A 24,289-nucleotide genomic window follows, 5' to 3' on the forward strand; every position below is an offset into this window, starting at 1 on the left:
CAATGCCAGGCATCGCGGCCTTGCTGGCGGCCGTGGCCATGGCATCGGTATCCTCTTTCGCCAGCGCCCAGGGTGCCACCGCCTGGACCTTCGACCAGATCTTGCAGCAAGCGTTGCAAAGCCATCCGGCCGTCCAGGGCAAGCGCTCCGCACAGGCGGCTGCACGGGCCGAGCTCGATGGCGCGCAATGGCAGCGCTTTCCCAGCCTGTCGGCCGAAGTGCCCACCGGTTCGCAGGAAACAGGCGGCGTGGTGCGCATCGAGCAGCCCCTGTGGAGCGGTGGCCGCATCGACGCCGGCATCGATGCCGCCGGCAGCCGGGTTGACGCAGCTGGCGCGGCCATCGAGGAAGAACGCCTGACCCTGTCCCTGCGCGTAATCGCCGCCTACACGGAAGCGCTGCGCCAGACGGCGCGCGTACGCTCGGCCGAAGAAGGCTTGGCGGAGCACCAGCGCCTGCTGGACATGATCAAACGCCGCGTGGTGCAGTCGGTCAGTTCGCAAACGGACCAGCGCCTGGCCGAATCGCGCAGCTACCAGGCGGCCAACGACGTGTCGAATGCACGCCAGGCGCTGGAAAACGCCCTGGCGCAGCTGTCGCAACTGGCCGGCAAGCCCGTGCGCCTCGTCAGCAGCACCGGCATCGGCGTGGGCGAACCGCGGCCCGACGCCAGCCTGGAACGGGTCATGCGCCAGGCCATAGCCTACTCCCCTACCCTGCAACGCCTCGATTTCGAGGCGCAGGCAGCCGATTCCGACATCACCCTGCAGCGCTCGGCCTACATGCCGAAAGTCGTGCTGCGCATGGAAAAGCCCACGGGTGGCATCAATGCCGACAATCGCACGCGCGCCATGCTGGTGCTGCAGGCGCAGCCGGGCGCCGGCCTGTCGGCCAAGGCTGGCGTGGACGCAGCCGTCGCCAAACGCGAAGGCGCGCGCGCCGCGCACGATGCGGCCGAACGCGACGTGCGCGAGCGCTTTACGCTGGACTGGAACGAGGCCGAGGCCAGCCGCCAGCGCCTGGGCAATGCGGGCGAGGCCAGCACCACATCGACGCAGGTGTTCGAATCGTATGCGCGCCAGTACGTGATCGGGCGCAAGACCTGGAACGATGTGCTCAACGCAGTGCGCGAAGCGACCCAGGCGCAGTTTTCACTGGAAGACACGCGCGCGCAGGCGATTGCCGCCAGCCTGCGCCTGGCCGCGCAAACGGGCACGCTGGCCGGGCGCACGGCGCCGGCAGGCCTGGCACGCCCGAATTGACACCGAATTGACACCGACATGATGCCAACAGGAGACAGCGTGGATACCTCCATCAAACATGGCTTGCTGACACTCATCGAACGCGCCGCACGCCTGACGGGCCAGCACCTGCCTGCCGCCCGCCTGGCCGACCTGCAGCGCCAGCTCGATGACATCGATGGCAATGGCGCCCCTGGCGTAGTGCTCACCACCGCGTGGCAGGCGGGGGGGCTGGAAGGCGTGGCGCGCCTGCTGCACGAACCGACGCCGGGCGAGCTGCCGTTCGCCGTCTACAGTGCCAGCACGGGCTGGGGCTTGCTGCAGTCGCGCGGTGCCGACGGCGCCTGGCGCGGCGAAGGCGTCGATGGCCGCGCCTTGCAATTGGCCTCGCTGGCCGGCCTGGCCTGCGTGGGCCTGCCCCGCCGCAGCGAGAAAAACGGCGCCCGCCCCGGCGCACTCGGCCTGGTGCGCAATGCCCTGTGGCTGAAAAAGAGCGTATTTGTCGACGCCGTGCTGGCCACGGCGCTGGTGACCCTGTTGACCATGGCCACCTCGCTGTTCTCCATGCAGGTGTACGACCGCGTCATCCCGAACCAGAGCTTCAGCACCCTGTGGGTGCTGGTGGTGGGCGTAGCCCTGTCGATTGGCCTGGAATTCATCCTCAAGCAGGTGCGCAGCCGCATCGTCGACCATTCGTGCAACGATGTCGACCATGAACTGTCCGAGTGGTTTTTCCAGCGCATGCTGGGCATCCGCATGGAGGCGCGTCCCGCTTCCGTCGGCACCCTGGCGGCGCAAGTGAAAGGCTTCGAGATGGTGCGCGGCGTGCTCACCTCGACGTCCCTGTTCGTGCTGACGGACGTGCCCTTCGCGCTGATTTTCCTGGCCATGATCACCATCATCGGCGGCTCGCTGGTGGTGGTGCCGCTGGTGGCCCTGCCGCTGGCCCTCGTGTGCGGACTGATGTTCCAGCGCGCCATCCAGGCCCACACGCGCAAGAACCTCAATGCCAGCAACCGCAAGGCGGGCTTGCTGGTGGAAGCCGTCGATGGCGTGGAAACGCTCAAGGGCAGCAGCGCCGAATGGATGATGCAGGCGCGCTGGGCCGAACTGGTGGCCGAGAGCAGCCACGCGGAACAGAATATCCGCGACTATGCGGCCCTGTCGCAAAACATCACGGCCGCCTTCCAGCAACTGACCAACGTGGCGCTGATCTCCATGGGTGCGTGGTTCGTGGCGGAAAACCAGATGACCATGGGCGCCCTGATGGCGTGCACCATCATCAGCAACCGCGCCCTGATGCCCATCGTGCAACTGCCAGCCGTGATGGTGCAGTGGGCGCACGCGCGCGCCTCGATCGACGGCCTGGAGCAGGTCATCAGCCTGCCCAACGAAGCCGACAATGCGCAATTCGCGCTGACGCCGCGCAGCCTCGATACGGGCTTGCGCTTCGAACGCCTCCGCTTTACGTATGGCGGCGCGCAAAAGGTGGCGCTGGAAGTGGAAAGCCTGGCTATCCGCCCCGGCGAGCGCGTCGGCCTGGTGGGCGCCATCGGCTCGGGCAAGAGCACCCTGCTGAAACTGGCCTCGGGCCTGTACCAGCCGGCCGAAGGTAAAGCCTACCTGGGCGACGTCGACATGGCCCTGCTGGCGCCAGCCGTGGTGCGCGAAATGATCGGCTACCTGCCGCAGGAAACGCGGCTGTTCAGCGGCAGCCTGCGCGACAACCTGCTGCTGGGACTGGCCGACCCGGGCGAAGAAGCGATCCTGGCTGCGGCAAAACGCACGGGCCTGATCGAACTGATACTGGGCCAGCCGCGGGGACTGGCACTGGCCATTACCGAAGGCGGACGGGGCGTCTCGGGCGGCCAGCGCCAGCTGATCGCCGTCACGCGCCTGCTGCTGGCCAAGCCGCGCATCTGGCTGCTCGACGAACCCACTGGCGCCATGGATGCGAAGACGGAATCGCGCATCGTCGGGCTGCTCGGTGAACTGGCAGCCGAAGGCGTGACCATGGTCGCCACCACGCACAAGAACGCCCTCTTGCCCCTGCTCGACCGCCTGGTGGTACTGCAGGCGGGCCGAGTGCTGCTCGACGGGCCGCGCGATGCCGTGCTGGCCAAGCTGTCGGGCAAGCCGCAGGCGGTGCCCACGCCGGTAGCCGCCACTGCGCCAATGACGCAAGGGGCCGTGGCATGAAACTCGCCAAAGTGGAAACGCGGGAAGAAGCCAAACGGGGCCGGGTGCTGATCTGGAGCTGCACGGCGGCGCTGGCTTGTGTCATCGCCTGGGCTTCGTGGGCGGAGCTGGACCAGGTCACGCGCGCCAACGGCCAGGTGATCGCCAGTTCGCGCAACCAGATCATCCAGGTGGCCGATGGCGGCGTGCTGGCAGAACTGCGCGTGCATGAAGGCAGCGTGGTGAAAAAGGGAGAACTACTGGCGCGCTTCGACCGCACGCGGGCCGAGACGAGCTACCTGGAAAGCACGGCCAAGGCGGCAGGACTGAAGGCGACCGTGGCGCGCCTGCAGGCGGAAGTGTTTGGCGGCGCGCCCAGGTTCCCGCCAGAACTGCAGGCTTATCCCGATTTCCGCACCAACCAGTTGGCCCTGTTCAGCAAGCGCCAGGGCGCCGTGCAGGCCGAAGTGGGCGCGCTGGACAGCGCCATGAAGCTGATCAGGGAGGAGCTGGAAATGAATCTGCCGCTGCTGGAAACGGGGGACGTCAGCCGCGCCGAAGTACTGAAACTGCGGCGGCAGGTGGTCGACATCCAGGCGCAGATCACCAACCGGCGCAACAAATACCTGCAGGACAGCCAGACGGACCTGGTGAAAGCCCAGGAAGACCTGGCCGGCGTGCTGCAGACGGTGACGCAGCGCAAGGAGCAGCTGGGCTCAACGGACATTTACGCGCCCACCGACGGCATCGTGCGCAATGTGCGCCTCACCACCCTGGGCGGCGTGGCCAAGCCGGGCGAGGAAATCCTGCAGATCGTGCCCACAGACGACGACCTGATCATCGAGGCAAAAGTAAAACCGGCCGACATCGCCTTCATCAAGCCCGGCCTGCCCACGGCCGTCAAGCTCGACGCCTACGACTACGGCATCTACGGTCGCCTGCGCGGCACCGTCAGCTACATCAGCGCCGATACCTTGAGCGAGGACAACAAGGGCAACGAACAGCCCTACTACCGCGTGCAGATCAAGACCAGCGGGCGCAAGCTGATGGGCAAGAATGGCGAGCCGATCCTGATCCAGCCCGGCATGACGGCCACCGTGGAAATTAACACGGGGCGCAAGACGGTCTTGCGCTACCTGACGAAACCGATCACCAAAACGTTTTCAGAGTCGATGGGGGAGCGCTGACGCAGCGTGCTTTTAGCCGGCCGGTTTCAATTGACCAATGACGCTGGCCACCTTGGCGGTAATCATGTCGACCGCGGGGCCATTGGCACCATGCGGCAAAATGACATCGGCATTGCGCTTGGTGGGCTCGATGAATTGCTTGTGCATCGGGCGTACGGTTTCCAGATACTGCTCGATGACGCTCTCCACCGAGCGCCCGCGTTCAGTAATATCCCTTTGCATGCGCCGAATGAAGCGCACGTCGGAGGCGGTGTCGACAAAGATCTTCAGCGACATCATGTCGCGCAAGTCCGCGTCATACAAGGCAAACAGGCCCTCGATCACGATCACCGGGGCCGGCTTGACCGGAATGGTCCTGCTGGAGCGATTGTGCAGCGTGAAGTCGTACTCCGGCATCTCGATGGCTTTGCCGTTGCGCAATGCCTGGATGTGCTGGACCAGCAATGGCCATTCGAACGCCTGCGGATGGTCGTAATTCTGCTGGCGGCGGACTTCAGGGGACAGGTGCGTCTGGTCGCAGTAGTAATCGTCCTGCATCACGACGGAGACCATGTCGGCACCAAACGACGCCAGCACTTGCTGGGATACGGTGGACTTGCCACTGCCGCTTCCGCCAGCGACACCAATAACAAACGGTTGGAAGGAAATATTATTCATGCCGAATGATACCGGAAACGGGGCCGAACTGACAGGGAGCGGCTAAGAAGCCGGGCCTGTCACGCGCCATGCACCAGCAGCGCATACAGCTCGGCCACGCGCTCGGCAGTGATGCCGTCGCGCTGTTCCACCGCCAGCGGGTGCTGCGTCGGTTCCAGCTCGAGGAATGGACGCAGGCCATCGTCGCGCAGGTGCACGCGGGTTTTCAAGTTCATGGTAGCCGGATACCAGGGCAGCTGCGTGCTGAGCCAGCCGAAGAAGGGACCGATATGCGCCCGTTTGGCATCGTGGAAGCAGGCGTCCCAGGCGTCGAAGCTCTCGCCGCTCAGCGACACCCACACGCCCCAGCTGAACGGCTCATCCGAGCCATGCACGGGGATGTCGATGGTGGCGCGCACGAAGCAGTGCGCTTCATCGACGATGCAGGCGTCGCTGTCGAGCTGGCAGCGCGCTTCGCGCTCGGCGGGTGCCATCTGCTCATACAGCCACGGCGCATCGGCGCCGAAACTGGGCATGCCCGTATGGGTCTCGCCGCAGGAGCGGCACAGGAAGGAAAAAGTCATGCGTGCAGTGACGTTATTCGAACTGCTTGCGGAATGCCTCGAACTGCGCCGCCAGGCCATCGAAGTCGCTGCGCAATTGCAGCACTTCCTGTTCCAGCTGGGCGACACGGCTGCCCTGCTGCGGCGCGCTGACGGCGCCGGCAAAACCGGCCGCCGTCTCGATCTGCGACAGTGCTTCTTCGCCGCCCAGCAAGTGGCCGTAGCGCGGCTCCTTGGCGCCGGGAGCGACGGCCAGCTTGGCCACCAGCGGCGGGTATTTGTCGATCAGGAATTGCAGGCCGGACTCCACTTCCGCCACCGACTTGAATTCATGCACGCGGCCACTGCGGCTGCGGATCTCGCCAGCCGTCTGCAGGCCGCGCAGCATCAATATCGTCAGGATGGCCAGTTTGTCCTGTTCCAGCGACCACTTGATACGCATGCGGTGCTCGTACTTGGCAACGCGCGCGCCGGCCTGCGTGATACCGTTGACGAATTTGCGCTGCATCAGGCGCTGCAGCACGTCGTAGACGGTTTCCTCGGACAGGGCCATGACGGGGTCGCGGCTGGACAATTGGTTGCAGCCGTTCGTCAGCGCGTTGAGCGACAGCGGATAGCTGTCCGGCGTCAGCGCTTCCTTTTCGGCCAGCACGGCCAGCACGCGGATCTCGAAGGGGTCGAGCAAATTCGGATTGTCGGTGTTCATTTCTGCTGCGTTTACGTCTGTAGTCATGCCTGTATCCTTAATCGACCAGCTTGTTCATTTGCTCGGAATCAAATTTATCACACTCGGGCACGGCCTGGCAGCATATACCCGCCGCCTTCAGGGTGGCGAGGATGGTTTCGATGCGCTCTTCCTGTGCCACCGCATGCGTGATCAGTCCCTGCAGGGCTTTCGACAGCGGATCGTCGCCGTTGGGCGTCACGCCATACGCGGCAAACAAATGCGCCGTACTGCCCTCGCGCAAGGCGCTGACATCCTTTTGCACGATGTGCGCCGGGTTGCCGACAGCCGTGGCGCCGGACGGCACGGGCTTCAACAGCACGGCGTTCGAGCCCACCTTGGCGTACTCGCCCACCGTAAAACTGCCCAGCACCTGGGCGCCGGCGCCGACAATGACACCCCGCTCCAGGGTCGGATGGCGCTTGGCGCCGCTGTGCAGCGAGGTGCCGCCCAGGGTCACGCCCTGGTAGATGGTGCAGTCGTCGCCGACGATGGCCGTCTCGCCGATCACCACGCCGAAGCCGTGATCGATGAAGACGCGCCTGCCGATGACCGCGCCCGGATGGATTTCAATGCCCGTGATGATGCGGGCGATATACGAAATGAAGCGCCCCACCCACTTCATGTGCCGCATCCAGCACCAGTGCGCCCAGCCATGCATGACGATGGCGTGCAAGCCAGGATAACAGGTCAGCACCTCCCAGCCATTGCGGGCGGCGGGGTCACGTTCAATGATGCTGTTGATATCTTCGCGCAGGTGGTGGAACATAAGGCGGATTTCTGAATAGGTAAGAGACAAGACGCAAATGGTAGCGTATTCGGCGGGGGAATGCTGGAGGGGCTGGCGTTGAGAGGCTCCTCAACGGCAAGCTGGGGTCAGACCCGACGGGTCTGACCCCAAATGACGCTAACTTATACTTCTAAAGCAATCCGCTGGCGGCGGGCTTCGTACAGACACACGCCGGAAGCGACTGACACGTTCAGACTCTCGACGGAGCCGAACATCGGGATGCTGACAAGGATGTCGCAGGTATCGCGCGTCAAACGGCGCATGCCTTCGCCTTCGGAACCCATGACGAGGGCCGTCGGGCCCGTGAAATCGGCCTCGTACAAGCCTTTTTCGCCGTCATCCGAAGTACCGATCAGCCAGATGCCGCGCTCTTTCAGTTCACGCATGGTGCGCGCCAGATTCGTCACGGTGATGTACGGCACGGTTTCGGCGGCGCCGCTGGCGACCTTGGCGGCGGTGGCGTTCAAGCCCACGGCGCGGTCCTTCGGCACGATCACGGCATGTGCGCCGACGCCGTCGGCCACACGCAGGCAGGCGCCCAGGTTGTGCGGGTCGGTGATGCCGTCGAGAATCAGCAGCAGCGGCGGGCCGTCGATGGCGTCCAGCAGCTCATCGAGATTGCGCGCCAGCGACAGCTGCGACGCGAAGGCGATCACGCCCTGGTGGCGGCGCGTGCCGACGATCTTGTCCAGACGCGACGAGTCGACGGGCATGACGCGCACGTTGGCAGCCTTGGCGGCGGCGATCATGTCCTTCATGCGGCCGTCAACGCGGCTGGCATCGACGAAAATTTCTTCCACGGACGACGCTTCGTGACGCAGGCGCGAGGTGACGGCGTGGAAGCCGAAAATCATTTTATTCTTCATGTGTTATCGCTTCTTTTATCGCTTGCTTTTGCTTGTTTTTGATACAGTTTTTGCTGCACGTGGTGCCGCCGCAGCTGGTGCCGCGGCAGCTTTCTTGCTGCGCTTGGGCGCGGCGGCCTTGGGGGCTGCCGCCTTAGGGGCTTCCTTCAGGGCTGCCTTGGCTGCAGGCTTGGCTTGCGCCTTGGCGCCATTGGAACGGCCACCGGAACCATTGCCGGCCTTGGCGCTGGTCTTGATTTCGTGGCGCTGCTCGGTCGCTGGACCAGGCTTGACCATGGATTTCTTCTCGCCCTTGCGCTTGCCGCCGCCATTGGGCTTGGCCGGCGCTTCTTCGCCCGCCAGTTCCGCGTCGGTCACCAGGCGCAGGTCGATCTTGCGTGTTTCCAGGTCGACTCTTGCCACTTGCACCGTCAGGCGGTCCGTCAGCTGGTAGCGCTTGCCCGTGCGTTCGCCGCGCAATTCATGACGCGCATCGTCGTACTGGAAATAGTCGGTACCCAGCTCGGTGACGTGCACCAGGCCTTCGACAAACAGGGTGTCGAGCTGCACGAACACGCCGAACGTGGTCACGCCCGTAATGGTGCCGGTGAATTCCTCGCCCAGTTTGTCTTGCATGAAGTAGCACTTCAGCCAGGCTTCCACGTCGCGCGACGCTTCGTCGGCGCGGCGCTCGTTGGCCGAGCAATGCACGCCCAGCGCATCCCAGATCGTCAGGTCCGTCTTCTTCGGCTTGCCGTCGGCCTTGTCCTTCGCCTGCTGCTTGCGCGTGGCGTTCGACACGTTGGTGTTCAGCACGGTCTTTTCGGACAGCTTAGGCTCGTATTTCTTGCCTTGCAAAATGGCCTTGATGGCGCGGTGCGTCAGCAGGTCGGGATAGCGGCGGATCGGGCTGGTGAAGTGGGCATACGCCTCGTAAGCCAGGCCGAAGTGGCCGATATTGTCCGGGCTGTAGACAGCTTGCTGCATCGAGCGCAGCAGCATCGTTTGCAGCAGGGCCGCGTCGGGACGCGCCTTGATCTGCTGCATCAGAGTCTGGTAATCCGATGCCGATGGCGTGTCGCCGCCCGTCAGATTCAGGCCGACTTGCTTGAGGAAGGTGCGCACTTGCGTGAGCTTTTCCTTGGTCGGGCTGGCGTGGATGCGGTAGGTGCCTGGATGCTTGTTGCGCAGCAACAAATCGGCCGCGCAGACGTTGGCCGCCAGCATGCACTCTTCGATGATCTTGTGCGCTTCATTGCGCGTGCGGGGGATGATCTTTTCGATCTTGCCCGCGCTATTGCAAACGATATACGTTTCCGTCGTCTCGAAATCGATGGCCCCCCGCTCCGTGCGCGCTTTCAGCAAGGCGCGGTAGACGGCTTCCAGGTTTTGCAGGTGCGGCAGGATGTCCGCGCGGCGTGCCGCTTCAGGTCCCTTGGTGTTGCCCAGCACGGCAGCGACTTCGTCATACGTGAGGCGCGCGGCCGAATGGATCACGGCCGGGTAGAACTGGTAGGCCTTGAGTTCGCCCTTGTCGCTGACGACGGCGTCGCAGACGAGGGTCAGACGATCGACGGCCGGGTTCAGCGAACACAGGCCATTCGACAGTTTTTCCGGCAGCATCGGGATCACGCGGCGCGGGAAGTACACGGATGTGCTGCGTTCGAGCGCATCGATATCGAGCGCGTCGTTCGGCTTCACGTAATGGCTGACGTCGGCAATCGCCACGATCAGGCGGAAGCAGTTGGCGCGGCCAATCTTGACGGGCTCGCAATATACGGCATCGTCGAAATCGCGCGCATCTTCGCCATCGATAGTCACCAATGGCACGTCGCGCAGGTCGACACGGTCTTTCAGGTCGGCGTCGCGCACGTCGAACGGCAGTTTTTCCGCCTGTTTCAGGGCGGCAGCGGAAAAGATGTGCGGCACGTTGAATTTACGTACGGCAATTTCAATTTCCATGCCAGGATCATCGAGCGCACCGAGCACTTCGACGATCTTGCCGACCGGCTGCTTGAAGCGCATCGGTTGCTCGGTCAGCTCGACGCTGACGATCTGGCCGGCTTTCGCCTTGCCCACCGAACCGGTGACCAGGATGTCCTGGCCGATGCGCTGGTCTTCCGGCGCCACCACCCAGTTGCCGTTTTCCTGGATCAGGCGGCCGATGACGTGGGTATTGGCGCGGTAGGTGACTTCGACGATCGTGCCTTCAGGGCGGCCGCGGCGGTCCGTGCCGACGATGCGGGCCATGACCTTGTCGCCATGCAGTACTTTCTGCATTTCTTTCTCAGGCAGGAACAGGTCGGCGCTGGCGTCGTCGGGGATGACAAAACCGAAGCCATCGCGGTGGCTGGTGACGCGACCGGCGACAAGCGCGCTCTGGTCGGCCAGGCTGAAAACACCGCTGGCATCAGACTTGAGCTGGCCGTCGCGCTCCATCGCCTTCAGGCGACGGACCAGGACATCCATGGAATCGGCATGCACTTGCAGCGATTTCCCGAGAGACTGCGGGTCGAGAGGCGCGTTGACGCTGCGGAATATGCCGAGAATGTCCTCCCGGCTGGGGATGGTGTGGGTATTTTGGCTCAAAAGTATTTCTATAGTTGTTATTGACAGTGATCAAACGGAAGACAAAGACCGATGACATCACCGTCAATATTGACACGGTGATGTCCGGTAGTGTACCGGAGGACGCCTTGGTTTGCCTAACGGACAGCGTAGCGGAAACCGAACAAGTGCCCCGCCGATGAAAAAAAGGAGAAAAGCTGCGCAATGCATTTGACTTCGGCAAATATTGCTCTATAATCTTGGTCTCTTGCAGCAACAAACCTTCACGGGAATGCAGTTGCAGGAAAGCGGTACAGGGTTGATGTGCAGTATGGAGCGAAAGCTCATCTGGCGCAAAACTCTTCAAGTCGCTATAATAGCAGAATTGCTGTAAAGTTATTTTACAACAAGTACTCGAGCAGTAAAAAGTAGTAAGTCACAGCAGCATCAGTGCCCACGTGGCGGAATTGGTAGACGCGCATGGTTCAGGTCCATGTGCCTTCGGGTGTAGGGGTTCGAGTCCCTTCGTGGGCACCATTACCTAATTCGCAAAAAAGCCGCAAACTTTCACGAGTTTGCGGCTTTTTTCATTTCCGGGACGAAAACCCTCCCCCGCCAGCCGGCCGCACTGCGGCGGCCTGGCAGCGCGGCACACCCAAGGACAGAAACAGGCGGGAAGTCGCTGAAAAAAGAGGCAGATTTGGGCTTTTTTCATAGGGAAAAGCCCTTTTCTGGCGAAAAAACATGTTTCTTGAAGAAAAGTGCAAAATGTTGATTGACCGAATGCCCGCCAGCCCTTATGATTTTGTCCTCGCTGCAGAACACGCAGCGACAAGCAGCAAGCAGTAACAATGCCCACGTGGCGGAATTGGTAGACGCGCATGGTTCAGGTCCATGTGCCTTCGGGTGTAGGGGTTCGAGTCCCTTCGTGGGCACCACCAGCAACAAGTTGTTGATTGTTGTGATCCGCAGTAAAGTAGTAGCCAGTAGTAACAAGCAGCACAATGCCCACGTGGCGGAATTGGTAGACGCGCATGGTTCAGGTCCATGTGCCTTCGGGTGTAGGGGTTCGAGTCCCTTCGTGGGCACCACCAGCAACGAGTCGTTTTCGTTGTAGTCCGCAGTAAAGTAGTGAGATAGCAGTATCAGCAGCAAGCAGTATCAGTGCCCACGTGGCGGAATTGGTAGACGCGCATGGTTCAGGTCCATGTGCCTTCGGGTGTAGGGGTTCGAGTCCCTTCGTGGGCACCATTACCTAATTCGCAAAAAAGCCGCAAACTTTCACGAGTTTGCGGCTTTTTTCATTCTAGAATACCGCGCAGTCTTCCCGACCCGCGGCCCCCTCCTCTTATTTGGCCAGCGCCGCCTTGACGGCGTCAAACAGGCTCGTCGTCGGACGGCCAATCAGCGCGCTCAATTGCTTGCCATTGTCTTCCAGGCCACCCTTGGCCGCGCCCGCATCGGAATCGGCCAACAAGTCGGCAAAGCCTTCCGGCACACCCACGCTCACCAGCGCCGCCTTGAAGTCCGCCTGCGGCAAGTCTTTGTACACAATCGCCTCGCCCGACTGGCGCGCCACTTCAGCCGCGTACTCGGCCAGGGTAAAGCCCTGGTCTCCAGCCAGTTCATACACGGCGTGCGGCTGGGCCGACGTCAGCACGGCGGCGGCGGCGGCTGCGTAGTCAAGTCGCGCGGCGGACGAGAAACGGCCGTTTTGCGCCGCGCCCAGCACCATGCCATGCTCGAGCACGGGCGCCAGGTGTTCCGTATGGTTTTCCAGATACCAGCCGTTGCGCAGGAAGGCGTATGGCAGGCCGGAGGCGCGAATAGCCGCTTCCGTGATGACATGTTCGGCGGCCAGGCCCAGCGGCGACGTGTCGGCGCGCAAGACACTGGTGTAGGCCAGCAGGGCCACGCCGGCGCGCCTGGCCGCATTGATGACGTTCTGGTGCTGCTGCGCGCGCTGGCCCACTTCGCTCGACGAAATCAGCAAAATCTTTGTTGCCCCCTTGAAGGCCACGTCGAGGCTGGCGCCATCGTTGTAGTCGGCCTGGCGCACTTGCACGCCCAGTGCGGCCAGCTTGGCCGCCTTGGCCGGATTGCGCACGGCAGCGATGATGGTGGCTGCGGGGACGGATTCGAGCAGGCTGGCGATGACGTGCTGGCCCAGATTACCTGTGGCGCCGGTGATGACGATCATGATTTTTCCTTGGAGGGTGGTGGGTAAAACCCTATAATAGGACTATTACTTACTTATTGTAAGTACGTACCTTTTGGTAAGTATGAATCAACACTCAAATTGAAGGCCAACTATCATGTCCACAGACACTCCCGGCGCCAGCCTGCGCACCGCCCTCGCCCGGCAAAACCAGGGAGCGCACCTGCTGGCGGCCGCCTGTCCGTCACGCGCCGTGCTCAGCCACCTGACCAGCCGCTGGGCCGTGCTGGTGCTGGTACTACTGCTGAGCGGCACACGGCGCTTCAGTGAACTGCGCCGCGAAGTAGGCGGGGTCAGCGAAAAAATGCTGGCACAAACCCTGGAGGCGCTGGCGGGCGACGGTTTCGTCCTGCGCCAGGCGTACCTGGTGATACCACCCAAGGTGGAATACAGCCTCACGCCGCTGGGACGCGAAGCGGCCGAACGCCTGGCCGTGCTGGTCGACTGGATCGAGGATAATTACCCGCGCATCGAACTGGCGCGCGCCGAACTGGCGCCACGGACTACGCAAACCGCAGCGTAAAACAGCACGCAAACGCATTGCTTTTGGTCACCAAGAATTATCGTTTACTCCTACTTGCCTTGATGTAATACTAGCCTCACAAAACGCGTAAGGACGCGACACCATGAATCAGTTGATTTCTACCATCGCCGACCGGGCCAAAGTGCTACTGGTGAGCAATTCACCTAACGATGTGCGCGAACTGCTGTATGTACTGGATCGGCATAACCTGGGGACGGGACTGGCGGGCGATATCGACGAAGGCGTGGAACTGGCGGCCGGCGGCACAGACCTGATCCTGCTCGACGCGGCCCTGGCAGGCACGAATATCGGCGCCACCTGCATGCGGCTGCGCAATGCGGGAGGAAGCCATGGCGTGCCGCTGCTGCTGATGTCAGCCAGCCCCAGCGCCGAGGAACAGGGCCGTAGCGTGGGCGCCGGCGCCAGCGACTACATCAAGATGCCCTTCAATGCGCGCGACGTGGCGGAAAAAATCCTCATGGAACTGGCGCTGCACAAGGCGGTAACGCCCGCTGCCCGCCCCGCCGCCACCCCTGCCGCGCCACTGCGGCCCCTGCATCCGCAAACACTGGAAGTCAATTACCATTCCATTCTGGCCGGCTCGCCCGACGCCGTGCTGCTGTTCGATATCGACAACCGCCTGCTGATCGATGCCAACCACCTGGCCGAAGAATTGTTCGGCATGCCGCTGGCCGAGTTGCTGCAAGGCGGCATGGAACCGCTGTTCCCCAGGCAGCAGGACGATGGCCGCGCCTCGCAGCATTTACTGGAAGAAAAGATCCGCGATACCTTGCAAGGCAAGATCGTCGTCTTTCGCGCCAGCTGCTGTCACCGCGACAGCCACCCGATCGCCTGCGAAATCCGTTTGATGCGATTGTCCGTGCCGGGCCGCCAGCTCGTGCATGCGCGCATCATCGACTTGACCGAACGCAACCTCGCCGAAGCGATGCGCGCGGGTCAGAGCGCCTTGCTGGAAATGGTCGCCAAGGGTGCGCCCCTGAGCCCCACCCTGAACCAGCTGCTGCTCCTGATCGAAGGCCAGTCGCGCGGCGTACTCTGTTCCATCATGCTGCTCGACGATGACGGCATTCACATGCACAGCGCCGCCGGCCCCAGCCTGCCGCCCGAGTACATGGCCCTGCTCGAAGGCGTGGCCATCGGCCCCGACGTGGGCTCCTGCGGCACGGCCATGTTCCTGCGCGAAGCGGTGGTGGTCAGCGACATCATGCGCGATCCCCTGTGGGCACCCTACCGCGAGCTGGCGGCGCCGTTCGGCTTGCGTGCCTGCTGGTCACGCCCCATCTTCGGCCAGGATGGCGCCGTGCTCGGCTCGTTCGCCATGTATTACCGCGAAGTGCGCAAGCCCGATGCGCGCGACCTCGAGCTGATCGACACGGCCACCGACCTGGCCGGCATCGCCATCGGCCGCATGCGCCATGAACGCGAGCTGCAGCGTCACCGCACCCACCTGGAAGAGCTCGTGGACGAACGCACGGCTGCCCTGACGCAGGCCAAGGAACACTCCGAACAGGCGAACCGCGAACTGGCCGCAGCGCTGGAAAACCTGTCCATCACGCAGGAAGAACTGGTGCGCCGCGACAAGCTGGCCGCGCTCGGTGCGCTGGTGGCCGGCATCGCGCATGAACTCAATACGCCGATCGGCAACGGCCTGGTGGTCGCCACCACCATGGCCGAGCGCACGCGAGAAATTCAGGCCAGCTTCCAGGGCGGCCTGCGCCGCTCCGAACTGGGCGCCTACCTGACGCAGGCCAGCGAGGCCGATGCCATTATGTTGCGCAACCTGCAGCGCGCCGCCGACCTGGTCTCCAGCTTCAAGCAGATCGCCGTTGACCGCGCCAGTTCGCAGCGCCGGCACTTCCTGCTGCGCCAGTTCGTCGCCGAACTGATGCTGCCCATGTCCACGCCCCTCAAGGCCGCCGGCCTGAGCCTGACGCAAGACGTGCCGGACGGCCTGGCCATGGACAGCTACCCAGGTCCGCTGGGCCAGGTGCTCAGCAACCTGCTGGAGAACTGCCTGCGCCATGCCTTCGAGGGCCGCAGCGGCGGCAGTATCGCCATCACCGCGCGCGGCAGCGACGACGGGCAGACGATCACCCTGTCCATCGCCGACACGGGCGTGGGCATCGCCGCCGACGACCTGGCGCATGTCTACGACCCCTTCTTCACGACCAAGCTCGGTTCCGGTGGCTCGGGCCTGGGCCTGCATGTGGCGCACAACATCGTCACCGGCGTGCTGGGCGGCCATATCGACGCCATCAGCAGCACGGGGGCCGGCAGTGGAACCACCTTCACCCTGCAGCTGCCCGCCGCCGCGCCGCAATCGCACGCCCCCTGAATGGCAAGCGCGCTACAATGCCCATAGGCATTAATTTCGGAGCACTTATGAAATACCTGATCGCCACGGCCCTGCTGGCAGCGTGCGCCTGCGCAATGGCCGGACCGGCCCCCTGGTACCAGTGGCGCAGCAAGGTCGACGGCACCCTGTCGTGCGCCCAGTCCACCCTGGGATTTGGCTGGGAACTGGCTTCAGGACCTTACAAAGATAGCCGTTGCGAAAAACCTGCGCTTGTTAAATAATGGGGCCATGACCACACGGGGCACCGGCTTGAGAGCAAGCGATGGCAATGCGGCGTCGAAAGAGTATGGAACGATAAGAACGTATCTATTCAAACCGAGGAGACCACATGTTTACGAATCCCGAACAATTCGCATCGGCCACCAAGGCCCTGTTTGAATTCCAGCTGATGACCTTCAACACGCTCACCTCCAAAGCCGTGCAAGGCGTGGAACAGGTACTGGCGCTGAACATGGCCACCGCCAAGTCCGGCATCGAAGATGGCCTTGCCGCCAGCAAGGAAATCAGCCAGGCCAAGGATCCGAAGGCCGCCATGGCCGCCGCCGCCGCCCAGCTGCAACCAGGTGTGGCCGGTGCAAAAGCCTATAAACAACAACTCGACGACATCATCAAGGAAATCCACACGGAATTCACCACGGCCGCAGAAGCCCATGTGGCCGAAGCGAAAAGCAATCTGAGCGCCCTGATCTACGACGTCACGAAAAACGTGCCGCCGGGCTCGGAAAACGCCGTGGCCATCGTCAAGGCCGCCATCGACAATGCCTTCCTCGGCTACGAGCAAGTGACCAAGGCCACCAAGCAAGCTGTGAAGACCGTGGAAGATCAAATTGCCAAGGCCAGCGCGCAGGTGGCGCAGGCCACGGAAAAAGCCACGGCGGGCGCACAAGCCGCGGCTGACAAGGCGGCGCCTGCCGCCAAGCCGAAAGCTGCCAAGAAGTAAGTTGACTCAATGTGGGGTCAGACCCGCCGGGTCTGACCCCAGCCTTTCAGCTTTTTGCAGGGTTCACCTCACCGGCATGATCCGATACACGCAGCGCCTCCCCCCGTCCAGCAGATATTCACTGCGCTCCACTTTGCAATCGTCCCCTAACACCCGCTGAAAGATGGCCAGCTCCGAGCGGCAGAAATTCTGGCATGCCGTGGCCGCCGCGCAGATCGGGCAATGGTTTTCCACCAGTAAGACACTGCCATCGTCCTGCGGCTCGGCATGGGCCATGTAACCCTCGCCATCGCGCGCCCGCGCCAGGCTATCGACTCGTTGCGCCAATTCAAGCCGCAAGTCGACCAGCCTGGCGTAGGCGGCTTCGCTGCTGCGCTCGCGCGCAACGATCAACTTATCCAGCCCCTCGTCGCCGAACAGGGTTTTGACTTGCGCAATCAATTCCAGGGTCAGGTCGGCATGGCGGTCAGGATAGCGCGCGTGGCCCTCCCCCGTCAGCGCCCAGCGCCGCGACGGGCGCCCCACCTTGTCGGCCAGGTCCTCGAAGGCCACCAGGCCCCTGCCCTGCGCCGCTTCCAGCTGGCGTCGCGCGCCCATGGACGTGATATCGAGCAAGGCCGCCAATTGCTGCGCCGTTTGCGGCCCGCGCATCTTCAGCAGGAACAAGGTCTGCTCGGACGTACTCGCGCTCATGCCACCGCCTTGGCGTCCACGGCGCCGTCCAGCTGCCGGCGCCAGGCCGCCATGCGCCAGGCGGCCCAGGCGGCGGACAAGGCGCCCGCGACAAGGATCAGCCGCGTGTCGATCAAGGTCAGCACGGAACCGCTGAGGGCCACGACGATGTTGGCGATGCAAAAAGTGGTGGCCAGCAAGCCCATCACGGCGCCCTGCCCGTGCGCGCTGAAGCGCTCGGCGCACCAGCCCTGGATCACCGTGTTGTACAGCGCATTCGGAATGCCGAACAGCACGATGGCAGAGATGCCCACCCAGATATTGCCTAGCGCCAAGATCCCTACGGCCAGCGCCACGCCGCAGGCATACCAGCTGGCCCGCAGCAGCGGCGCATGGCGGCTGGGACCGCCCGCCAGCAGCGAAGTGATGGTCATCGTGCCGCACAGGCCCACATTCACCCAGGCAATTTCCTGCGCATGGTAACTGGCCGTCTCGACCAGCCACAGCGGATAAAACTCATAAAAGCTTGCCACGCCGCAGGTGAGTGCCAGTTGCACGATGAACAGGGTGCGCAGCTCCGCATGGCGCAACAGGTTCAGAGAATGGCGGTCGCGCGCCACCTGCCACCACGACGTCGTCAGCAAGGACGGCGTTTCGCACGGCAAGCCGGCGGCCACCAGTACGGCGACGAGCATCAGGGCGGCGGCGGCAATCCAGAACGGCACCGTCACGCCCCAATGCAGAGTCGCGCCCGCCAGGATGGGTCCCACCAGCCAGCCCAGGTAAAAGGCGCCATTCAGCCAGGACATGGCGCGCAGGCGTAGCGGCCCTGTCAGCTGGTCGGCCAGCATGGCGCGCGCCACGGCGCCGTTTCCCTCCAGCAAACCCGTGATGAAACGGGCCACAATGAACAGCGGGTAGGACTGTATCACCAGCGCCCAGGCCGTGATGGCGTGGCCGATGGCGGCGCCCACGGCCGTGCGCATCAGCAAGGGACGGCGGCCGTAGCGGTCCGACAAGGGTCCCAGCAAAGCCGAGCCGATCAGCAAACCCAGCGGATTGATGGTCAGCGCCAGGCCGAACAGCAGTTTCGACGGCAAGCCCAGGAAATTGTTGAAGGCGTTCGGCGCCTCGGCGGCAAACAAAGGCGGCAGGATAGGATATGGCAGGGAGGCGCCGATGGTCGACAGCAGCGCCAGCAAACAGGCGGCGGAAATCAGGATAATGTTTTTCATGCAGGCTCGAAGTATATTTTCTGGCAAGACTACGTGAGCATGCCACATAAGTAAACCAAAATGTTTATTAATTATCCAGGCGTTGCCGCCATGATGCGCACCGTGCGCACCGTGCGCACCATCGCCTCGGCTATCATGCGCCCATGAATCACGTTTAACAGGGCAAACATGACACTGTCAGAAATTGAACACAAACACGGCTTCAGCTATCCTGCACTGTACCGCCAGCTGGAGCGCGACGGCATGCTGGCCGTGGGTGAATATGGCCCCGACTGGTACAAGCTGGTCTATCCCACATTAAAAGATAAACCCACCCTGCTGCTGCACGCAGACGATTTCGAATTGCTCAATATCGAGGCTGTTGCCGAAGCAGCGGACACCTTGCGCGACGCGGACGATTACCGGCAGATCGACCCCGCCTTCCGCTTCATCCCGTTCGCGCAAACGGGCGCGGGCGATCACTACTGCTTTTTCGCATCCAGCCTGCACGAGGGCGAGCTGCCCATTGTGCTGCTGTGGCATGACCAGAACGAAGCCCAGTACCTGGCGAAAAACCTGCAGGACTTCGTATTTCACATGTTGTTGATCAGCATGGCGGACCAGGATACGTACAACGAGGTCGGTGACGAGGAATTCAGGGAGCAACTGGCAAAGACCCTGGGCACGCATGCACGCTACCTGACGCCGGAACAGGCGCAGGTCCTGCAAACGCTGCTGGCCAGGGACATCATCGATTACGAGGTGGTGCTGCCGAAAGGACGCAAGGAAGCCCATCGGGGCTTGCTGACCGATACCGAACTGACCAGCCTGCGCGAGGGAATGATTCCCTACGCAAAGTTCGACAACTGTTTTGCCTACAGCACGGCTGGCTGAACATAATTCACTGGGCAAGCGGCGGCTGAAGGTTTAAACTGTATATAAACACAGTAAAACCCTTCACCTTGCAACTTGCCCTATTGCCACCCCCATGCTGAGAGTCCTGGAAAATCCCCTGTACTATCTGGATAATTTCCAGGATGTGCTGAGCTGGATCAGCGCGCGTTACGCCGATCTGCTGAGTGCTGAAGAAATGCAGTTCATCGCCGCATTCGGCGCACTGCCGCAGCCGTCGCGCGCCCTGTTCGTGCGCCTCGTCATGCGCAAGGGCTGCCTGTTTCGCGCCAGCAAGCTCAATTATCCGGAAATCGGCGACACGCGCGCGGCCGCCCTGCCCTTGCTGGCCTTGGCATGGGTGGAAGCCGATCCCCTCATCTCGCTCGATGAGCTGTTCGACTTGCTACTAAAAGCTGAGATCGCCCAGGCCTTTCACCTCGGCGCGCCCCTGAAAGCGGCACGCAAGGCCGAGCAGCTCGACGCCTTGCGCGAGCAGCATGCGGAAAATAAACCGTTTTCCACCTGGCATCCGGCCTGCAACGACGTGCTGTACCGCATCGGCCTGCAAGCGCTATGCGACCGCCTGCGCCTGATTTACTTTGGCAACTATCGCCAGGACTGGTCGGAATTCGTGCTGTCCGACCTCGGTGTGTACCAGTACGAAAAAGTGGAATTCTCGCCGCAATCGCGCGGCTTTCGCACGCGCCAGGATATCGAGTACTACGAAGTGCTGCACCAGTGCCGCGAACACTACAACGACAGTGCGCCGGCGAACGAAGTGCTGCAGGAACTGGCGGCGTTACCCTTGTCGCAGGACAATACCTGGCTGGCCAGCCGGCGCGACAAGCTGCGTTTCCAGATCGCCCAGCATCTGGAGAAATGCCAGGACTGGCCTGCCGCCTACCGCGCCTACGCCGATTGCCGCTATCCGGGCGCGCGGGGCCGCGCCATCCGCGTGCTGGAAAAAGATGAACAGCCGCAAGCGGCCTACGAGCGCTTGACAATCGCGCTGGCAGCGCCCGAAAGCGAGGCGGAACTGCAATTGTTACTGCGCATGGCGCCCCGTTTGCGGCGCAAGCTGGGTCATGCGAAGCAGGCGGCCAACGCCCCCACCGCCGTCGAGCGCATCGACCTGCTGCTGCCCTATCCAGGCGTAGCGTGCTACGTGGAGGGCGTGGTACAGCAGCACCTGATGCAGGACGACGCGCCCGTGTACTACGTGGAAAACACCCTGATCAACTCGCTGTTCGGCCTGCTGTGCTGGCCCGCCATCTTCAAGCCCATGCCAGGCGCCTTCTTCCACCCGTTCCACCGTGGCCCGGCCGACTTGCACAGCGCCGATTTTTACCAGCGCCGCAGCCTGGACTTTGCCGCCTGCCTGGCGCAACTGGACGACGGCACATATCAGGCGACGATACGCGCCGCACATGCCGCCAAGCACGGCATCGTCTCGCCCTTTGTCAGCTGGGAAGTGCTGGACGGCGGCTTGCTGGACCTGGCGCTGGCCTGCATCCCGTCCACCCACCTGAAGAAAGCGTTCGAGCGCATCTTGCTCGATATCAAAAGCAACCGCAGCGGCTTGCCTGATTTAATCCAGTTCTGGCCGGCAGAACAGCGCTACCGCATGATCGAAGTCAAGGGTCCGGGCGACCGCCTGCAAGACAATCAGCTGCGCTGGATTGCGTATTGCGCCGAACACGCCATGCCCGTCAGCGTGTGCTACCTGCAGTGGGAGGTGTCCACATGAGCGCCAGCAGGTACACGATCGCCGTGCGCGCCCTGTGCGAATTCACTGCCAAGGTGGGCGACCTGGACTTGCGTTTTACGCCATCGCCCACGGCGCAGGAAGGCATGGCCGGCCACGCCACCGTCACGGGCCGGCGCGACGACGATTACCAGCGCGAAATCAGCCTGTCCGGCGACTTCGGCCCCCTGCACGTGCGGGGCCGCGCGGATGGCTACGACCCGGCCCGGCGGCAGCTGGAAGAGATCAAGACTTACCGGGGCGAGCTCGATGCCATGCCGGCCAACCATCGCCAGCTGCACTGGGCGCAGGCGCGCATCTACGGCCATTTGCAGTGCCAGCAGCTGAATTTGCCCATGCTGCGGGTGGCGCTCGTGTATTTCGACATCGCCAGCCAGAAGGAAACCGTGATGCACGAGGAATGCACGGCCGAGGCGCTGCGCATTTTCTTTGAGCAGCATTGCGCACTGTTCCTCGACTGGGCCGAGCAGGAGCTGGCGCACAGGGCCAGCCGCGATGCGCAGCTGACCAGCATGGCCTTCCCCCATGCCGGTTTCCGTCCGGGCCAGCGCCAGCTGGCGGAAGCCATGTACAAGGGCAGCAGCCGCGGCTGCGGCTTGCTGGCCCAGGCTCCAACAGGCATCGGCAAGACCGTGGGCAGCCTGTTTCCCATGTTAAAAGCCACGGCAGCGCATGGCCTCGACAAGCTGTTTTTCCTGGCCGCCAAGGTGCCCGGGCGGCAAATGGCGCTCGACGCCTGTGCCATCCTGAAGGACAGCGCACCCCTGCTGCCCCTGCGCGTGCTGGAGCTGAGCGCCAAGACCAGCGCCTGCGAGCATCCTGACAAAGCCTGTCATGGCGAATCGTGCCCGCTGGCCAAGGGTTTTTACGACCGCTTGCCGCTGGCGCGCGAAGTGGCGCTGGCCAGTGGCCTGATTTTGGACAAGGAAGCCGTGCGCGCCATCGCCTTGCAGCAAGGTATTTGCCCTTACTACCTGGGCATGGAATTGGCGCGCTGGAGCGATGTCGTCATCGGCGACTACAATTATTACTTCGACCTCAGCGCCATGCTGTACGGCATGACCCTGGCCCACGACTGGAAGGTCAATGTGCTGGTCGACGAGGCGCACAATATGGTGTCGCGCGCGCGCAGCATGTATTCGGCGGAGCTGGCGCAAATCAACCTGAAAATGCTGCGCAAGTTTGCGCCCGAGGGGCTGAAAAAGCCGCTGGACCGCCTTTCGCGCCAATGGACGGCCATGCTCAAGGAGCAGGATGGCGACTACCACGTGCATCCAGCCTTGCCGGAGAAATTCTTTGGCGCCCTGCAAGGGGTGGCGACGGCCATCGGGGATTACCTGGCCGAACATGCGGCGGCGCTCGATGAAGACTTGCAGCGCTTTTATTTCGACGTGCTGCTGATCAACCGCCTGGCGGAGAGTTTCGGCGAGCATTCGCTGTTCGATGTCAGCAAGACAAATACGGGATCTACTGCTGGCTCCACCGTCTGCATCCGCAACATCGTGCCGGCGCCCTTCCTCAAGGAACGTTTCGCGGCCAGCCACAGCACGGCCCTGTTTTCCGCCACCCTGAGCCCGTGGAATTACTATAGCGACACCCTGGGCATGCCAGCCGACACGGCCTGGGTCGACGTGGAATCGCCATTCCAGGCGGAGCAATTGTCCGTGCGCGTGGCCGACAGCATTTCCACGCGCTACCAGCACCGCGCCGCCTCGCTGCTGCCCATCGCGCAATTGATGGCGAAGCAATACGCAGAAACGCCGGGCAACTACCTGGCCTTTTTCAGCAGTTTTGATTACATGGAAAAGACGGCCACCCTGTTTGCCCAGCATTATCCCGACGTGCCCATCTGGCAGCAGCCGCGCCGCATGGACGATAGTGCCCGCACACAATTCCTGGGCCGCTTCGGTCTGGATACGCGCGGCATCGGCTTTGCCGTACTGGGCGGCGCCTTCGGCGAAGGCATCGACTTGCCCGGCGCGCGCCTGATCGGCGCCTTCATCGCCACCCTGGGTTTGCCGCAGATCAATCCCGTCAACGAACAGATCCGCCAGCGCATGGGCCACATCTTCGGCGCCGGCTACGACTACACGTATCTGTATCCGGGCATGCAAAAGGTGGTGCAGGCGGCCGGCAGGGTCATCCGCACGCAGTCGGACAAGGGCGTCGTGTATTTGATCGACGACCGCTTTTCCCGGCCGGAAATCCGCCAGTTGCTGCCGTCCTGGTGGGACGTGCAGCTAGCCGACCAGTAATCTGAGCTTCTGGTAGCCCGCCTTGCTCACGGGTATCCTCGTGTCGTCGCGCAGGATGGCCACGTGGCTGTCCTTGGTGGCCGCCTCGATGCGGCGGATACCGTCGATATTGAGCAGATACGACCTGTGCACGCGCAGGAACTTGGCAGGGTCGAGCTGGGCTTCCAGCTCCGCCAAGGTCTGGCTTTTCAGGTAGGACTTGCCCTCGGAACGGATGCTGATGTAATCGTCTTGCGCTTCGACATAGTCGATGCGCGCGCTGGCGATGACGTGGACCTTGGCGCCGTCACGTATCAGCACGCGGTCCAGGGGCGCTGCGCGCGTGGCCGCCTCGCGCGCCACCGTCAGCACAGTCGCGGGCGTGCTGCGCTTGGCGCGCGCATGGGCCAGCGCCTGCTCGAAGCGCTGTTCGCTGAACGGCTTCAGCAGATAGTCCAGGGCATGGCATTCGAACGCTTTCAAGGCGTACTGGTCGTAGGCCGTGACAAAGATCAGCTTTGTCTTCGCGCCGGTCAGTTCCGCCACCTCAAAACCGTCCAGGCGCGGCATCTGGATGTCGAGAAACACCAGTTCCGGTTCCAGTTCCGCGATGGCCTTGACGGCCTCGAAGCCATTGCTGCACTCGGCCACGATGTCGATATCGTCATGGCGCGCCAGGTATTCGCGCAGCACGCTGCGCGCCAGCAATTCATCATCGACGATGGCCACCCGCATTCTTTC

At 62.9% G+C, this 24,289-nt stretch carries 20 protein-coding genes and 4 tRNA genes; 14 read left to right on the forward strand and 10 right to left on the reverse strand.

All coding sequences use genetic code 11. From position 1 onward, the window contains the following. Window positions 1-2: 2 nt before the first annotated feature. The 3 genes from C8C89_RS21830 to C8C89_RS21840 are packed head-to-tail and all read left to right on the forward strand — an operon-like array spanning window position 3 to window position 4,606. Window positions 3-1,262: a TolC family protein gene (locus tag C8C89_RS21830; protein WP_166674823.1), complete on the forward strand. Its 1,260-nt coding sequence runs from the start codon at window positions 3-5 to the stop codon at window positions 1,260-1,262. Window positions 1,263-1,301: 39 nt separating this feature from the next. Then, entirely contained in the window at window positions 1,302-3,440 is a 2,139-nt protein-coding gene (locus C8C89_RS21835) for an ATP-binding cassette domain-containing protein (RefSeq protein WP_208327749.1), read from the forward strand. Continuing rightward, on the forward strand, window positions 3,437-4,606 hold the full coding sequence (locus C8C89_RS21840) for an HlyD family type I secretion periplasmic adaptor subunit (RefSeq protein ID WP_133992519.1): 1,170 nt from the start codon (window positions 3,437-3,439) through the stop codon (window positions 4,604-4,606). Before C8C89_RS21835 ends, C8C89_RS21840 begins: the two co-directional genes overlap by 4 nt. Before the next feature lie 12 nt (window positions 4,607-4,618). Here C8C89_RS21840 and udk read toward each other — a convergent pair whose 3' ends face one another. From udk to rnr, 6 genes are all read right to left on the reverse strand, one after another. Beyond that, complete coding sequence (gene udk / locus C8C89_RS21845) at window positions 4,619-5,263, reverse strand: uridine kinase (protein WP_133992521.1); 645 nt, start codon at window positions 5,261-5,263, stop codon at window positions 4,619-4,621. 59 nt (window positions 5,264-5,322) lie between these two features. Continuing rightward, window positions 5,323-5,826 (reverse strand): DUF2199 domain-containing protein, encoded by a 504-nt coding sequence (locus tag C8C89_RS21850; protein ID WP_133992523.1) that lies wholly within the window; start codon window positions 5,824-5,826, stop codon window positions 5,323-5,325. Between the two features lie 13 nt (window positions 5,827-5,839). After that, window positions 5,840-6,538, reverse strand: coding sequence for a YceH family protein (locus C8C89_RS21855; RefSeq protein ID WP_133992525.1), 699 nt, complete (start codon window positions 6,536-6,538; stop codon window positions 5,840-5,842). 10 nt (window positions 6,539-6,548) lie between these two features. Then, the gene (gene cysE, locus C8C89_RS21860; RefSeq protein WP_101480568.1) at window positions 6,549-7,298 is read right to left on the reverse strand and encodes a serine O-acetyltransferase; all 750 of its coding nucleotides are present in this window, start codon (window positions 7,296-7,298) and stop codon (window positions 6,549-6,551) included. A gap of 143 nt (window positions 7,299-7,441) precedes the next feature. Then, on the reverse strand, window positions 7,442-8,185 hold the full coding sequence (rlmB, locus tag C8C89_RS21865) for a 23S rRNA (guanosine(2251)-2'-O)-methyltransferase RlmB (RefSeq protein WP_133992527.1): 744 nt from the start codon (window positions 8,183-8,185) through the stop codon (window positions 7,442-7,444). Between the two features lie 15 nt (window positions 8,186-8,200). Beyond that, on the reverse strand, window positions 8,201-10,753 hold the full coding sequence (rnr, locus tag C8C89_RS21870) for a ribonuclease R (RefSeq protein WP_133992529.1): 2,553 nt from the start codon (window positions 10,751-10,753) through the stop codon (window positions 8,201-8,203). A gap of 410 nt (window positions 10,754-11,163) precedes the next feature. On the opposite strand from rnr, the gene C8C89_RS21875 reads away from it, so the two are divergent. From C8C89_RS21875 to C8C89_RS21890, 4 genes are all read left to right on the forward strand, one after another. Next, a tRNA-Leu gene (locus tag C8C89_RS21875) sits at window positions 11,164-11,248 on the forward strand. A gap of 316 nt (window positions 11,249-11,564) precedes the next feature. Continuing rightward, window positions 11,565-11,649, forward strand: a tRNA-Leu gene (locus C8C89_RS21880). 68 nt (window positions 11,650-11,717) lie between these two features. Next, window positions 11,718-11,802 (forward strand) — tRNA-Leu (locus tag C8C89_RS21885). Between the two features lie 75 nt (window positions 11,803-11,877). Then, a tRNA-Leu gene (locus tag C8C89_RS21890) sits at window positions 11,878-11,962 on the forward strand. Window positions 11,963-12,059: 97 nt separating this feature from the next. Here the strand turns inward: C8C89_RS21890 and C8C89_RS21895 are convergent. Further along, window positions 12,060-12,911, reverse strand: coding sequence for an SDR family oxidoreductase (locus C8C89_RS21895; RefSeq protein ID WP_133992531.1), 852 nt, complete (start codon window positions 12,909-12,911; stop codon window positions 12,060-12,062). A 115-nt stretch (window positions 12,912-13,026) separates the two neighbouring features. On the opposite strand from C8C89_RS21895, the gene C8C89_RS21900 reads away from it, so the two are divergent. The 4 genes from C8C89_RS21900 (at window position 13,027) to phaP (ending at window position 16,769) form a co-directional block, all read left to right on the forward strand. Then, on the forward strand, window positions 13,027-13,452 hold the full coding sequence (locus C8C89_RS21900; RefSeq protein WP_101480565.1) for a helix-turn-helix domain-containing protein: 426 nt from the start codon (window positions 13,027-13,029) through the stop codon (window positions 13,450-13,452). Between the two features lie 103 nt (window positions 13,453-13,555). Continuing rightward, window positions 13,556-15,808 (forward strand): ATP-binding protein, encoded by a 2,253-nt coding sequence (locus C8C89_RS21905; RefSeq protein WP_133992533.1) that lies wholly within the window; start codon window positions 13,556-13,558, stop codon window positions 15,806-15,808. Window positions 15,809-15,855: 47 nt separating this feature from the next. Next, a complete protein-coding gene (locus tag C8C89_RS21910) occupies window positions 15,856-16,050 on the forward strand; it encodes a hypothetical protein (RefSeq protein WP_071078190.1) in 195 nt (64 codons plus the stop codon). A 107-nt stretch (window positions 16,051-16,157) separates the two neighbouring features. Beyond that, complete coding sequence (gene phaP / locus C8C89_RS21915; protein ID WP_101480563.1) at window positions 16,158-16,769, forward strand: TIGR01841 family phasin; 612 nt, start codon at window positions 16,158-16,160, stop codon at window positions 16,767-16,769. A 63-nt stretch (window positions 16,770-16,832) separates the two neighbouring features. On the opposite strand, the gene C8C89_RS21920 is transcribed toward phaP, so the two are convergent. Together C8C89_RS21920 and C8C89_RS21925 are read right to left on the reverse strand one after the other, a co-directional pair. Next, window positions 16,833-17,462 (reverse strand): metalloregulator ArsR/SmtB family transcription factor, encoded by a 630-nt coding sequence (locus tag C8C89_RS21920; RefSeq protein ID WP_133992535.1) that lies wholly within the window; start codon window positions 17,460-17,462, stop codon window positions 16,833-16,835. After that, window positions 17,459-18,676, reverse strand: a complete 1,218-nt coding sequence (locus C8C89_RS21925) for an MFS transporter (protein ID WP_133992537.1) — start codon at window positions 18,674-18,676, stop codon at window positions 17,459-17,461. The genes C8C89_RS21920 and C8C89_RS21925 overlap by 4 nt, the downstream gene beginning before the upstream one ends. Window positions 18,677-18,844: 168 nt before the next feature. Here C8C89_RS21925 and C8C89_RS21930 point away from each other — a divergent pair, with 168 nt between their 5' ends. From C8C89_RS21930 to C8C89_RS21940, 3 genes are all read left to right on the forward strand, one after another. Further along, window positions 18,845-19,549: an SMI1/KNR4 family protein gene (locus C8C89_RS21930; RefSeq protein ID WP_133992539.1), complete on the forward strand. Its 705-nt coding sequence runs from the start codon at window positions 18,845-18,847 to the stop codon at window positions 19,547-19,549. Window positions 19,550-19,643: 94 nt separating this feature from the next. Then, window positions 19,644-21,296, forward strand: a complete 1,653-nt coding sequence (locus C8C89_RS21935; RefSeq protein ID WP_133992541.1) for a VRR-NUC domain-containing protein — start codon at window positions 19,644-19,646, stop codon at window positions 21,294-21,296. Next, entirely contained in the window at window positions 21,293-23,569 is a 2,277-nt protein-coding gene (locus tag C8C89_RS21940) for an ATP-dependent DNA helicase (RefSeq protein ID WP_133992544.1), read from the forward strand. The genes C8C89_RS21935 and C8C89_RS21940 overlap by 4 nt, the downstream gene beginning before the upstream one ends. Here the strand turns inward: C8C89_RS21940 and C8C89_RS21945 are convergent. Further along, window positions 23,555-24,283, reverse strand: coding sequence for a LytTR family DNA-binding domain-containing protein (locus C8C89_RS21945; RefSeq protein WP_101480557.1), 729 nt, complete (start codon window positions 24,281-24,283; stop codon window positions 23,555-23,557). The two genes, C8C89_RS21940 and C8C89_RS21945, sit on opposite strands and share 15 nt — an antisense overlap. Window positions 24,284-24,289: the final 6 nt, after the last annotated feature.

Origin of the sequence: Janthinobacterium sp. 75, assembly GCF_004365495.1 — a bacterium.
In the GTDB taxonomy this organism is placed as follows: domain Bacteria; phylum Pseudomonadota; class Gammaproteobacteria; order Burkholderiales; family Burkholderiaceae_D; genus Janthinobacterium.